Annotated in this window: 16 protein-coding genes; 6 read left to right on the forward strand and 10 right to left on the reverse strand. The window is 66.1% G+C overall.

All coding sequences use genetic code 11. From position 1 onward, the window contains the following. Positions 1–171 precede the first annotated feature (171 nt). Complete coding sequence (locus AX702_RS23665) at positions 172–426, forward strand: hypothetical protein (protein ID WP_066776411.1); 255 nt, start codon at positions 172–174, stop codon at positions 424–426. A gap of 671 nt (positions 427–1097) precedes the next feature. Here the strand turns inward: AX702_RS23665 and AX702_RS23660 are convergent. Next, positions 1098–1541, reverse strand: a complete 444-nt coding sequence (locus AX702_RS23660; RefSeq protein ID WP_066776409.1) for a (deoxy)nucleoside triphosphate pyrophosphohydrolase — start codon at positions 1539–1541, stop codon at positions 1098–1100. A 52-nt stretch (positions 1542–1593) separates the two neighbouring features. On the opposite strand from AX702_RS23660, the gene AX702_RS23655 reads away from it, so the two are divergent. Continuing rightward, positions 1594–1785 carry a Flp family type IVb pilin gene (locus tag AX702_RS23655; protein WP_066776406.1) on the forward strand — a complete coding sequence of 64 codons (192 nt, stop codon included), beginning with the start codon at positions 1594–1596 and terminating at the stop codon, positions 1783–1785. A gap of 118 nt (positions 1786–1903) precedes the next feature. Then, the gene (locus AX702_RS23650; RefSeq protein ID WP_066776403.1) at positions 1904–2077 is read left to right on the forward strand and encodes a Flp family type IVb pilin; all 174 of its coding nucleotides are present in this window, start codon (positions 1904–1906) and stop codon (positions 2075–2077) included. 82 nt (positions 2078–2159) lie between these two features. Here the strand turns inward: AX702_RS23650 and AX702_RS23645 are convergent, their stop codons facing one another. The 4 genes from AX702_RS23645 to AX702_RS23630 are packed head-to-tail and all read right to left on the reverse strand — an operon-like array spanning position 2160 to position 5912. Next, the gene (locus AX702_RS23645; protein WP_066776400.1) at positions 2160–3113 is read right to left on the reverse strand and encodes an acetyl-CoA carboxylase carboxyltransferase subunit alpha; all 954 of its coding nucleotides are present in this window, start codon (positions 3111–3113) and stop codon (positions 2160–2162) included. Between the two features lie 9 nt (positions 3114–3122). Beyond that, positions 3123–4022, reverse strand: coding sequence for a tyrosine-type recombinase/integrase (locus AX702_RS23640; RefSeq protein ID WP_066776396.1), 900 nt, complete (start codon positions 4020–4022; stop codon positions 3123–3125). A gap of 2 nt (positions 4023–4024) precedes the next feature. Beyond that, positions 4025–5773 (reverse strand): hypothetical protein, encoded by a 1749-nt coding sequence (locus tag AX702_RS23635; RefSeq protein WP_231731717.1) that lies wholly within the window; start codon positions 5771–5773, stop codon positions 4025–4027. 1 nt (position 5774) lies between these two features. After that, positions 5775–5912 (reverse strand): hypothetical protein, encoded by a 138-nt coding sequence (locus tag AX702_RS23630; RefSeq protein ID WP_177179073.1) that lies wholly within the window; start codon positions 5910–5912, stop codon positions 5775–5777. A 98-nt stretch (positions 5913–6010) separates the two neighbouring features. On the opposite strand from AX702_RS23630, the gene AX702_RS23625 reads away from it, so the two are divergent. Genes AX702_RS23625 through AX702_RS23615 form a run of 3 tightly spaced genes read left to right on the forward strand, consistent with a single transcriptional unit; the run spans position 6011 to position 7811 of the window. Then, positions 6011–6574, forward strand: a complete 564-nt coding sequence (locus tag AX702_RS23625; RefSeq protein ID WP_066776387.1) for a shikimate kinase — start codon at positions 6011–6013, stop codon at positions 6572–6574. Then, positions 6571–7671 (forward strand): 3-dehydroquinate synthase, encoded by a 1101-nt coding sequence (gene aroB, locus AX702_RS23620; RefSeq protein ID WP_066776386.1) that lies wholly within the window; start codon positions 6571–6573, stop codon positions 7669–7671. The genes AX702_RS23625 and aroB overlap by 4 nt, the downstream gene beginning before the upstream one ends. Continuing rightward, on the forward strand, positions 7671–7811 hold the full coding sequence (locus AX702_RS23615; RefSeq protein WP_082745965.1) for a DUF2256 domain-containing protein: 141 nt from the start codon (positions 7671–7673) through the stop codon (positions 7809–7811). The genes aroB and AX702_RS23615 overlap by 1 nt, the downstream gene beginning before the upstream one ends. A 37-nt stretch (positions 7812–7848) precedes the next feature. Here AX702_RS23615 and AX702_RS23610 read toward each other — a convergent pair whose 3' ends face one another. From AX702_RS23610 to radA, 5 genes are all read right to left on the reverse strand, one after another. Further along, positions 7849–8181 carry a DUF423 domain-containing protein gene (locus AX702_RS23610; protein WP_066776384.1) on the reverse strand — a complete coding sequence of 111 codons (333 nt, stop codon included), beginning with the start codon at positions 8179–8181 and terminating at the stop codon, positions 7849–7851. Further along, positions 8178–9935, reverse strand: coding sequence for a cation:proton antiporter domain-containing protein (locus tag AX702_RS23605; RefSeq protein WP_066776382.1), 1758 nt, complete (start codon positions 9933–9935; stop codon positions 8178–8180). Before AX702_RS23605 ends, AX702_RS23610 begins: the two co-directional genes overlap by 4 nt. Next, on the reverse strand, positions 9935–10372 hold the full coding sequence (locus AX702_RS23600; protein WP_066776371.1) for an iron-sulfur cluster assembly scaffold protein: 438 nt from the start codon (positions 10370–10372) through the stop codon (positions 9935–9937). Before AX702_RS23600 ends, AX702_RS23605 begins: the two co-directional genes overlap by 1 nt. Beyond that, entirely contained in the window at positions 10369–10920 is a 552-nt protein-coding gene (locus AX702_RS23595) for a CvpA family protein (RefSeq protein ID WP_066776368.1), read from the reverse strand. Before AX702_RS23595 ends, AX702_RS23600 begins: the two co-directional genes overlap by 4 nt. A gap of 164 nt (positions 10921–11084) precedes the next feature. Continuing rightward, the gene (gene radA / locus AX702_RS23590) at positions 11085–12458 is read right to left on the reverse strand and encodes a DNA repair protein RadA (protein WP_066776413.1); all 1374 of its coding nucleotides are present in this window, start codon (positions 12456–12458) and stop codon (positions 11085–11087) included. Positions 12459–12664: the final 206 nt, after the last annotated feature.

The following is a 12664-nucleotide window of genomic DNA, read 5'->3' on the forward strand; positions in this document are numbered from 1 at the left end:
CTCTTCGTCGGCGCGCTAACATCGCCGGGAGGCTCGGTCGTTTGACCAAGCGTTTTAATCAGAAGCCGCGTTCAACAAAGATTGTGCGACTTTGTTCGCTATGATCCGACTGAAAGTAGCTGACATTCGCTCCCTCTGTTATGGTGCGGCCGCCGACGCGAGGACGAATAGATGAGCGAGCCGAAATCGAGTCGATTGGACAAGCGCTTGTTGATGGCCGGATGCGTCGTGGCGGCGGTTGGTTACGGTTTGCTGCTTACCGCTGTGATGCAGCCGGTCTTGAATTGGTTCACGACCAACGCTCGGGTCGATACGGCAGTGAACTTTGCTTGGGTGTTGAGTTTCGTGATGCTTGGCCTTGCAATGATCGATTCCGGGCGCAGGCTCAGGCAGGCGTATCGTGCCGGGATGCAAAGCGGATTCTGACGGCAGCGTTCCATTTCGTCGCGGCTATTCCGATTAGGCTCGATCTCGGACGCGCCTAGATGAGCGAAGAGGTGTGTGCCGGCCGAGCCACGTAGCTGCGTAGCCCGGGCAGAGCCGACATTTTCTTGATCAAACCGCATTAGCGAGGGCGCTTGCGACACGGCGTCAAATGAGCGCCGCCGTTCCCACTTGGTTCCGCCCAAACCGCGCGCAGAGTGCATCTATCGCGACGTGTTCGAACCAATCCGGCAGCATCTGTCGCACGTTCGCAGCAAATCACTGCTACGAAGATCGCCGGCAGTGGCGGTGCATTTTGCGGCGCCACAGGAACGGAGGGCGTCATGCGCGATGTGGATGGCGATTCCCAATGGCTCGTTCGCGCACACCATTGGCTGGTTCTTGGCTTTCTGCTCGGCGGCGCCAGCGCGTGCATGCTGTTTTGACTTCGACTACTGAGCGCGCGCCCCTGTACCGATCGTGACAGGCGCGCACGGGCGGAAACTACGGCTCGGCAGCCGGCCTGTTTTCTGGGGCGGCTCCCAGCCAGTCTGAACCACTGTTTTCAATCGTGCTGAACTTGTCCAAGTGCGACAGGCTCAGGCGAGCCGATCAAGATGATGGCCAACGGCTCGCGCGAGCAAGGCCGTCATCCCTCCGGGCGGCCTTGGCCATCAATCCCGGCTGCGTGTCGGCCGCAGCTCACGCGCCAGGACTTGGATCAACGGCAGGTCCGCGGGCGGCATCGCCAGTCCGGCCAGCGAATCGACATCGACCCACGCGGCGTGCTGCGCTGCGATGGCGCGCGGCGTCCCGCTCCATTGATCAATACGGTACAGAAGAAGCACGAGGTTGCGATCGAGTGAGGGCACGGTGGTGAAGGAAAGCGGCCGCATCGCGCCTTCGTCCACCATGATGCCAAGCTCCTCGTACAGTTCGCGGACGAGTGCAGCCTCGGGCGTTTCGCCTGCCTCTACCTTGCCACCCGGGAACTCCCACAGGCCGCCATGCTGCTTCGCAATCGGCCGCTGCTGGACGAAGACGGATACGTCCGGCGCCACCAGCGCCGCGGCAACCACAAGAATTGTTGGTAGATTCGCGTTCTTCGCAGCGGTCATGTCGACCTTTCGTTAAGCCTGTCGTGCGATCAACCGCGACATGGACCGAGCCATGGCCTTGATCAAACCCGCGCTTGCGACCTGCCGGAAGCTTCTCCGCAGCCGCAAGGGCGCAACGGCCGTGGAATATGGCCTCATCGCCGCCCTGATCGTGATCGCCATGATCGCGAGCTTCAGCGGCGTGGCCGACATCACCATCAACATGTGGAACAAGGTAAGCGACCGGGTGGTTCATGCGCGTTGATGGCGCCGCCCCGGCCTTAAATGTTTTTCAACCCGCATGTGTGATTGACGGGGATACCGGAGCGGGGAGCACCTTGGCCGGTCGGGTGACTGAAGCTTTTCATTATCGGAGATCGAACATGCAGAAGATGCGCGCTTTCATTAAGGATTCCAAGGGCGCGACCGCCATCGAGTACGGCCTCATTGCCGCGCTGATCGCCGTTGCCGCCATCACCGCCATGGGCACGCTGGGCAACCAGCTGTCGACCACGTTCACGACCGTGTCGGGCAAGATGAACACTTCGGTTCGTTGATAAGTCCGACTGGTCCGGCGATTTCCGCCGGATTGGGAACCATCAAGGGCGGCGAGCAGGTGCTCGCCGCCCTTTTTGTTGGTCAGCTAAGCGCGCGGCCCATCGCCAGGAACTTTTCGCGCCGTTGGCGGCGCAGCGTCTCGGCATCAAGGGTGACGAGCTCCTCCAACGACTTCTCGATGGCATCACCCAGCGCACCGATCGCGGCAGACGGGCTGCGATGCGCGCCGCCCAGCGGCTCGGCCACGATGGTGTCGATCACACCAAGCGACTTCAGGTCCTGCGCGGTCACCTTCATGGCTTCCGCCGCCTCTGCCGCCTTCTCCGCCGTACGCCAGAGGATCGAGGCGCAGCCTTCGGGTGAGATCACCGAATAAACGGCATGTTCGAACATCAGCACGCGATTGCCGCTAGCCAGCGCGATTGCGCCGCCGGAGCCACCCTCGCCCACCACGGCCGATACCAATGGGACGCCCACGGCGAGGCACGCCTCCGTCGATCGTGCGATCGCCTCAGCCTGGCCGCGCTCTTCTGCCTGGAGGCCGGGAAAGGCACCGGACGTATCCACCAGAGTGACGACCGGAAGGCCGAAACGGTCCGCCAGCGACAGCAAACGCACTGCCTTGCGATACCCCTCCGGCTTGCCCATGCCGAAATTGTGCCGCAGGCGGCTGGTGGTATCGTCGCCTTTTTCGTGCCCCATAACCAGCACGCGGCGGCCGCGGAAAGTGGCGAAGCCGCCCAGGATCGCCTGATCGTCGCCGAACGCGCGGTCGCCCGCCAGCGGCACGAACTCCTCGAACAGCCCGGCGACATAATGTTTGAAGTGCGGCCGTTCCGGGTGGCGGGCGACCTGCGTCTTCTGCCATGGCGTCAGCTTGGCGAAAGTATCGCGCAGCAAGCGGTCGGACTTCGCCTGAAGCTTCGCGACCTCAGCCGCGATATCGACGCCGCCCTCCGCACCCGTGTCGCGCAGCTCATCGATCCGCGCCTGGAGTTCCGCAATCGGCTTTTCGAAGTCGAGAAATGTCGGCATCGTGCGCAGCTAGGCGCGCGGCTTGGCCGCGTCAACGAGCGGGTGTCGCTCATTGACCAGGGCGACCAAGCGCGCGCGATCCACATGAGTATAGATTTCCGTGGTCGCGATATCGGCATGGCCCAGCATGGATTGCAGCGCCCGGAGATCCGCCCCGCCTTCCAGCAAGTGGGTGGCGAAGGCATGGCGGAGGACATGAGGGCTGATCCGATCGGGCGGGATGCCGGCTTCTGCGCCGAGCGACCGGACGATCTGGAACAATCGCACGCGGGAAATGTGGGACTTGCCCGAGGGGAACAGATGCGGCGACTCGGCGGCGACATGATCCCGCCAGGTCGCTGCCGCCGCGCGCGCACGGTCGGAGATCGGCACGAGACGCTCCTTGTCGCCTTTCCCCTTCAGGATCAGAAAGGGTCGATCGGGATGAATGGCGTTGCGCGGCAGGGACACGAGCTCGGTCGCACGTAACCCCGAACCATAAAGCAGCTCCAGCAGCGCCGCGTTGCGGAGATCGGCCGGCAGAGCGGGATCACGCGCCAGCCGCTTGGCCGTTACGAGGAATAGCTGCTCCACGTCATGATGGCTGAGCGTCTTGGGCAAGGGCCGATGGATGCCGGGCTTGGGCAGCGCCCGGCCGGGATCGTCGGGACGCAGCCCCTCGTCATGAAGAAAGGCGAAAAAGCGCCTGAGCGCCGCCGACTTACGCGCTACGGTCGCCCGCGCAAGACTGGCCCATTCCTCACCAAGCCGCTCTACTGCCGCCGCATCGGCCGTGGCGAGCCTGCCGCCCAGCACCTCGGACGCGAGCAGCAGATCGCTGCGATACGCGCTGATGGTATTGCGGGCGGCGCCAAGCTGCGCCGCCATCATCTCCAGGAAGCGATCGATAAGGGCAACATCGCCCGCCACGATCAGGCCCGCGACACCGCCTCGGCGGCGATCATCCGCGCCTCGCCGCCAAGCCCCACCGCGCGCAGCGCCGCAACGATCCGGTACAGGGCAGCGGGTGGAACGTGGCGCCAGCTTTGCGCCTGCATGCCGATGCCCGCCAGCAGGAGAACAGTCGCGGGTTGCCGCTCGCTCACGGCGCGATCAAGCGCGCGTGTCCAGCTGTTCTCGGCACCGATGCGCACGTCGAACGCTTCCGCGCCACTTTCGATGTCCTGCGCGGAAAGGCGGCCAAGCCCCGCCAGACCGGCAAAGAACAGCTTGCGCTTCAGCGCGGCATCGCCCGTCCCAGTGTAGGAGGCAACGGCCCCGTAAGACAGGCGCGTATTCGCCTCTGGATCAGACAATTCGAGCAGCGCCCAGGCGTCGCCCCCGTCATCGACCTGCCCGCGCCAGCGTTGCGCGGTACGGTCCAGCCCGGCGGACAGCATCGCCGCCACAATCCGGTCAGCCTCGGCGCGCCCATCCCCGGGACGGATGCGCGCCGCGGCCCGCGCAGTCAGGATAAGCCGGGCGTAACGCCCCTGCGGGCTCTCGCCACCATCCCACAATTGGGCAAGAGCCCGCATGCGGGTCGCGACGTCCGCACCGACATAGGCCGCCCGCAGATCGGATGCGATCGCGCCAAGTGCTGCCGGCGTTTCCTCGCCGGCGTCCAGCGCTGCGTAAAGGTCGACCAGCGCCGCGTTGGAGATGACGCCCATCGCAGCCGCGGACTCAGCTGCCCGTGCGCGGTCCGCGATCGGAATGGCCGGCGCAAGCGCCCGCCACCCGGTCACCTGAGGTCCGACCGTCTGGTACAGCTCATCCGAAATCGGCACGCCGGTGGCCGTCGCCAGCCCGAACCGCCACGTCGTCAACTGGACCACCGAATCCCATTCGATCGTCACGGCCTGACGACTGTTCAGCCCCGCGCCGACCACCTTTTGCGCCAGCGCGAGATCAACGCCGCTTGCCACCCGCTGACGCCGGGCAGCGTCCATCAGCGGCTTGGCGCCACCTTCCGCATTGCCCAGCGCCGCACACATGGCGCGGGCAAGAATCCAACCGCGCTCGCTGTTGCCCGCACCGTCTGCCAGCGGGCACAGCCCCGCCGGATCCGCCGTGGCGAGCATCGCCTGCATCGCCACCTGCCGATACTTCGGCGTGGCATTGGCGGTATCGACGCTCTGCAGAACGCTTCGCGCCGCAACTGATTCGCCCATGCGCAGCAGCAGCCACGCGCGCTCGGCCGCGAAATCGGCACCATGCAGCCCCTCAGGGGTGCTGACCCGAGAGGCAAGCGCCCGCCGCAGCGAAATGGATAGCCAGCGCGATGGCAGCGGGGCTGACAGCCGCCGCATCAGCCCCTGCAGATAGCCGCCGTCCGCCGCGCCAAAGGCACCGGGCAAGAACCCGCCGTCAGCTGGCCCGACTGGCCCAACGAGCGCAAGCGAGCGCCGCGCGAAAAGCGGCATCTCATATTGCGCCAGCTCCTCGTCGCTCGGCCCCGTGGGCGTCGGCGTCGGGGTGGGTGAAGGCTCCAGATCCGGCAGCTCGAGCGGCGTACCCGGCAGCGGCTGCACCACCGCGCCATTGGGCTGCGCCACCGGCGGCGGTGCCGGCGCGACCGGTTCGCCGAAGCCGGGCGGCAGCAGCGATTCGGGTGCCTGGCTATTCTGGGCGACCGCGGCTGCGGCGAGTGAAGCGGCGGCGGCAAGCGCCGCGATCAACCTAGCTCGCGAGATTGCCAAGCTCGACCGCCTTTTCGACCTGCGTCGTCGGCTGCTCCGTCGCGCTGCCCGCGAGAAAGAACAACCCGCCGACCACGACGACCAACAGCACCACAAGCGTGACGATCAACCGCGACATGTTTCAACCCTGCACGGCGCGGGCGGACCCACGCTAGTAAACCGAAATCGCCGAGCCTTGTGCCCGGGGCGCTGACGCGCTGTATAGCCCGCGAACTCATGTTGCAAAGCCCCACCGCCCCCACCCGCAATCGCAAGAGCCGCTGGCAGCGTCAGCCGATCGTGCTCGTCGGCCTGATGGGCGTGGGCAAATCCACTGTCGGAAAGCGCCTGGCGCACCGGCTTGGCCTGCCATTCGTCGATGCCGATAACGAAATTGAAGAAGCGGCCGGCATGTCGATCGCGGACATCTTCGCGCAGTTCGGAGAGCCTTATTTCAGGGATGGGGAACGCCGCGTCATCCAACGGCTGATCGACGGCCGGCCGAAAGTGATCGCCACCGGCGGCGGCGCCTTCGTCAACGACGCGACCCGCGCGCTCATCCTTTCCGACGCGCTCGCCATCTGGCTGGATGCCGATATCGACGTGCTGGTGGAGCGGGTCCGCCGCCGCGACACACGCCCGTTGCTGCGCGGAAAGGACCCCGCCAGCGTGCTGCGCGAGCTCGCCGCGGTGCGCAATCCGCTCTACGCCCACGCGCATATTCGCGTGCCAAGCAACAACGCCCCGCATGAAGCGACGGTGCGTGCCATTCTGGATGCCATCGGTTACGGGGCCCCATGACGATTGTTCCGGTGGCGCTGGGCGCGCGCAGCTATGACGTGGTGATCGAGGCCGGGCTGCTGACCCGTGCAGCCGAATTGCTGGCTCCCATCTCGCGCGGTCGGCCCATGCCGATCGTGGCGGATGCGAACGTCGCGCCGCATCTCGATACGTTGCGCGCGTCGATGGCGGCGGCGGGCATCACGGGCGAGGCGATCATCATCCCCGCTGGTGAAGCATCGAAAAGCTGGGCCATGTTGGAGCGCCTGACCGATCGGCTGCTGGAACTCGGGGTGGAGCGTGGCGATCATGTCATCGCGCTGGGCGGCGGCGTCATCGGCGATCTTGTCGGCTTCGCTACCGCCATCCTGAAGCGCGGCTGCGGCTTCGTTCAGATCCCGACGACGCTGCTGGCGCAGGTTGATTCATCGGTCGGTGGGAAGACCGGCATCAATGCGCGCGCGGGCAAGAACCTGATTGGCGCATTTCACCAGCCCAAGATGGTGCTGATCGACCCGGCAGTGCTGGACACGCTGCCGCTGCGGCAGCTGAAGGCGGGCTATGCCGAAGTGGTCAAATACGGCTTGATTGACGATGCCGCGTTCTTTGGCTGGTGCGAGGAGAATGGCGCCGCGCTGCTCACCGGCGATGCGGCGGCACGCGAATATGCCATCGCACATTCAGTCAGCGCAAAGGCGCGGATCGTCGGCGAGGACGAATTCGAGACGACCGGGCGACGCGCGCTGTTGAACCTTGGCCATACGTTCGGTCACGCCTTGGAGGCGGAAGCGGGCTTTTCGGACAAGCTGCTGCACGGCGAGGCGGTCGCTGCCGGATGCGCGCTGGCCTTTGGCTATTCCGCGGCACATGGGCTATGCTCCGCCGAGGATGCGCTGAGGGTGGCCGCGCATTGGCAGGAGGTCGGGCTGCCCGACGGGTTGGCTGCCGCGGGCATCAACGCTTCGGCCGAGCAGCTGGTGGAGCACATGCGCCATGACAAAAAGGCGAGCGGCGGGCAGATCCCGTTCCTGCTCGCCCGCGGTATCGGCCAGACCTATCTCGACAAGCAGGTCTCGCTGGAGGACGTGCGTAGCTTCCTGGCGCTCCAGCCGCACTGATGCCGAATGGTGTCGCCAAGCGTGACTTGCCGACGAAGCTTTGCCCGGCCTGCCAACGCCCCTTCGCCTGGCGCAAGAAGTGGGCAAAGGTCTGGGAGGACGTGATTTACTGCTCGGACGCTTGTCGACGGCGCCGGTAGGTAGGTAGGCAGGCCGGCGTCGCTTCGCCTCGCCGGTTTAGCCGCGAGTCGCGATCCAGGCGAGCCAGAGCCATCCGGCGATCAGCAGCGTTCCGCCGATCGGGGTGATCGCCCCCAGCCAGCGCGGCGCGCCCAGTGCCATGAAATACAAGGTACCCGCGAACAGCGCGCCGCCTGCCACGAACAGCCACGCCGGCCCCCGCGATTCAAGGCGCAGGGCGGCAATGGCTGCGACGGCGTGGATCAGTTGATACTGGCCGCCGGTGCGGAGCCATTCCACGGCCTGGCCGCTGGCGCCATGCGCGCCGAAGGCACCGGCGCCAACCGCCAGCGCGCCAGACAAAGCGGCAAGCATCATCAGCCAATTCATCGATCATTTCCCCAAGGCTGCTGCTCGGCCACCAGCGCGCGAGCCGCACGAAGATCGTTTGCTTCCAGCTGGATGCGCAGCCGCTCCTTGTCGCGGGCGCGATACAAATCCTCCGCCCGGTCGATGTCGGCGCGGTCGATGCCGAGCCCCTCCATCGCCGCACGCGCCATCTTCACCGCCGATTCGAGCACTTCCCGGACGACAAGGTTGGCGGGGCCGTTCTTCATCCGGATCAGCGCACGCCGGTCGAATGCCCGGACATAAATGGCCGCGTTCGGAAAGGCTTCATGCACGGACTCGATCACTTCGGCCGTCACCTGATCACCATCGGCGCAGAACAGGATCATTTCGGCCTCGGCCGCGCCCGCCTGGCGCAACAGGTCGAGCCGGGTGCCATCGCCATAATAGACCTTGGCGCCAAACTCCCCCGCGATGTCGATCATCTCGATATCGGTATCGATCAGCGTAACCGGGATGTCCTGGGTGAGCAGCATTTGGCCGACCGTCTGGCCGAACCGGCCATAGCCGACGATCACCGCATTGGCGCCATCGGCCTTGGGCCCCTCACGCTCGCTTTGGACGATGGGCTGCTCGCGAAAGCGGCGGGTCAGCGACATCAGGAACGGTGTGGTCGCCATCGACAGGGTGATGATGGCGCCGAACAGCGATGCTGCCTCCGGCGCGATGAGATTGGCACCGGTCGCCTGGGCAAACAGGACAAAGCCGAACTCGCCGCCTTGGCTGAGCAACACGCCAAGCGCGAGCGCTGAGCGCCACGACATGTGAAAGGCAAGGCCGATCAGGAAGATCACCAACGTCTTGGTAGCAATCAGCGCCAGCGCCATGGACAGAACGAACAGCGGTCGCTCGGCGATCGCCGTGAGGTTCAGCATCATGCCGATGGTGAGGAAGAACAGGCCAAGCAGGATGGAGCGGAACGGATCCACGTCTGCTTCCAGCTCGTGGCGATAAGGGCTGTCGGCCAGCATCACGCCGGCGATGAAGGCCCCGAGCGCGGTCGACAGGCCCAGCGCCTCCATCAGCGCCGCGCTGGCGATGACGGTGAAAAGCGCCGCGAAGACGAACATTTCCCGCTCGCCCATGTTGCCGATGCCGCGGAACAGCGGACGCAGGATGAACCGGCCGGCAGCGATCAGACCGGCAATCGCCGCGACCGTATAGAGCACCAGCATCCATCCCGGCGGGCCGCCCGCGTCCGCGGGATTGCGGCTCATCGCGGCAATGATGGTGATCAGGGGAATGATCGATAGATCCTGGAACAACAGGATCGAAAAGGCGCGCTCCCCAAAGGGCGTCCGCAAGCGCCCCGATGATTGCAGCATCGGCAGCACCTGCGCGGTGGAGGAAAGCGCGAGCGGCAGGCCCAACGCAAGCGCCGCAGGGATGGAGAAGTGCGCAAACAGCGCGACGATCGCGGTGATCGCGATGCCGCAGGCCACCACCTGAAGCAGCCCAAGGCCGAAGATATCTTCCTTTAGCCGCCACAGCCGGGATGGATTGAGCTCCAGTCCGACGACGAACAGCAGAAGAGTGATGCCGAGTTCGGCCACCCCGAGCTTCGATTCGGCGTCGCCGACCAGACCAAGGATCTGCGGCCCGACCACCGCGCCGGCGACCAGATAGCCCAGCGTCGCACCAAGGCCGAGGCGGCGGAACAGCAGCACAAAGCCTAGCCCCGCACCGAGCAGAATCACTCCATCGCGCAGCAGCGATCCCGTGGCGGCGTGCTCCATCAGATCCCCTTTGCCGTGTCGCGGGCCCGCTCGGCCGCTTCGGCAGCAGCCTCGAAGGCAAGCCGGATCGATGCGTGGCGGGCGTGATAATCAAGCGCTGGCGACAGCACATCGAGGCCAGGCCATTCTGGCAGCTCGCCCTCCCGCGCCAGCCAGGCCGTGAGCGCGTCTCGCGCCGCCGCCAGCTCCGCCGGCGTCCGGCCGAGCACATGGGCGGCGAGCAAAGAGGACGATGCCTGGCCGAGCGCGCAGGCACGAACCAGCATGCCCGCTTCGCTCACCCGGCCATCCGCCCCGAGATTGACGTCCACCGTCACGCGGCTGCCGCAGATCGGCGACCGCCGCTCGCTCGTCCCCTGCGGCTCCGCCAGCCGTTCGTCGATCGGATTGTCGGTCGCCAGCCTCAGGATAGCGTCGTTGTAGAGCGTGTCGTTCATGCCGGTCGCCCTCCGCCGAAAGAGAAACCCTCGCCGAACACGGGCTGCCCACGCCGGCGACGATCGACAAAGTCCGCGATCGCGTTGCTCGTGACGTTGAGGAGCGGATAGGTTCGTGCCTCCTTGATCCAGGCCGGGCGCCGCGTCGGGCCGCCGCCGATCGTATCGAGCACCAGCACCACCAGCAGAAAGGCAAGGCTGGCGATGATCAGCCCCTTCAGCGCGCCAAAGCCGAAACCCAGCGCGCGATCGACCGGGCCCAACACCGATTTGCGTACCCGATCCCCCAGCGCACGCGCCACCATCCGCCCGAGGAAGTACGTGACGCCGCAGAGCAGCACGAAGGCCAGGACGGCCGCGCCGGAGGCGGTGCCGATCGGCCCTGCCAGCACCTTCGACAGGGGAAGGTGGAAGATCTTGACCGCAAAGATCATCGCCACCCAGGCGAACAGCGCCAGCACCTCCGTCACGAAGCCGCGCTTCAGGCCGAGAAGCGCACTGCCCGCGACGACGGTCAACACCGCAATATCAAGTCCGTTGAGGTTCATTGTTGCCGATCTAGGCCATGATGGTGGTGATGAGAACAGGGCGCCCATGCAGGGAGGGCGATTGCCCGACCTGCCCGCATCGCGCTGCGGAGAGCGGATGCCGGATCAGAGCACAGGTATGTGACACGGCTGCGGCGGCCAGCATGGCGGTTCGGCGGAGGGGATCACCCTCGCCCGAGCAGATGGTCCACCAGCCGGCCAAGCGTGGAAAAGCCGGCAAGCCGCAGGTTGCCCTTCTCGCCTGCCATGGACGCCGGAACCAGGGCCTGGCCGAAACCAAGCTTGGCCGCTTCCTTCAGCCGCAATGCGCCATGCGCCACGCTGCGCACCTCGCCGGACAGAGCGATCTCGCCGAAGGCGATGGCGTCCGCCGGCACCGGGCGTTCGGACAGCGCCGAGACCAGCGCCGCGGCCACCGCCAGATCGGCGGCAGGATCCTGCACGCGATAGCCGCCAGCGACGTTGAGATAGACTTCCGCCGAGGAGAAGCTGAGGCCGCAGCGCGCCTCCAAAACGGCGAGGATCATGGCAAGTCGGCCGCTGTCCCACCCCACCACGGCGCGGCGCGGGGTGGCACCGCTGGCGAGGCGAACGACCAGCGCCTGGATCTCCACCAGCACCGGGCGCGTGCCCTCCAGCGCTGGAAACACCACCGTTCCCGTCACGCTTTCGTCACGCTGGGTGAGGAACAGCGAAGACGGGTTCGTCACCTCCGCCAGCCCCTCCGCCTGCATCGCGAAGACGCCGATCTCGTCCGTGCCGCCGAAGCGGTTCTTGATCGCGCGCAGGATGCGATATTGATGGCTGCGCTCGCCTTCGAAGCTGAGCACGGTATCCACCATATGTTCCAGCACGCGGGGGCCGGCGATCGTGCCGTCCTTGGTGACATGGCCGACCAGCACCAGCGCGGTGCCACGTTCCTTCGCGAAGCGGATCAGCTCCTGCGCCGAGGCGCGCACCTGACTGACGGTGCCGGGTGCGCCCTCGATCAGATCAGAGTGCATCGTCTGGATCGAATCGATCACGAGCAAGGCGGGCGGCTTGCCTGCGCCAAGCGTGGTAAGGATGTCCCGCACCGACGTGGCGGAGGCGAGCCGGACCGGCGCCTCGCCAAGCCCGAGCCGGCGCGCGCGCAATCGCACCTGATCCGCCGCCTCCTCACCCGACACATAGGCGACATCCGCGCCGGCAAGCGCCATCCGCGCCGCGGCTTGAAGCAGCAGGGTGGATTTGCCGATGCCGGGGTCGCCCCCGATCAGCGTGGCGCTGCCCTCCACGAATCCGCCGCCCAGCGCCCGGTCCAGTTCCGCAATGCCGCTGGGCAGGCGAGCCGGCAGCGGCACTTCGGCGTCCAGCGCCATCATGGTGACGGAACGGCCGCCGCCCTGAAGATTGTGCTTGGCCTGAAACGGCGTAACGATCGCCGGCGCTTCCTCCACCAGCGTATTCCATTCAGAGCAGTCGACGCATTGCCCCTGCCAGCGGGACGTGACCGAGCCACAGGATTGGCAGACGTATCGTTTCTGCGGCTTCGCCATCATTCATTCCCAAAGCGCCAGCGGCCCGACCTTTTCGCGACAGGATTAAACGCGAAGTGGCACCATCTCGGCCTAACGCAAGAACAACAAGGGAACAATCCCGCCATGCGCAGCCTCGCGGGCGGGGTCGGGCGCGCAGGGGACACGTTTCGCCGGTCATCCGGACAAGCACCGGTTTAGCGCGCCACTTGCCGACCATGCCATCC

Source organism: Sphingomonas sp. CCH5-D11 (genome assembly GCF_001557395.1).
Lineage (GTDB): Bacteria > Pseudomonadota > Alphaproteobacteria > Sphingomonadales > Sphingomonadaceae > Sphingomonas.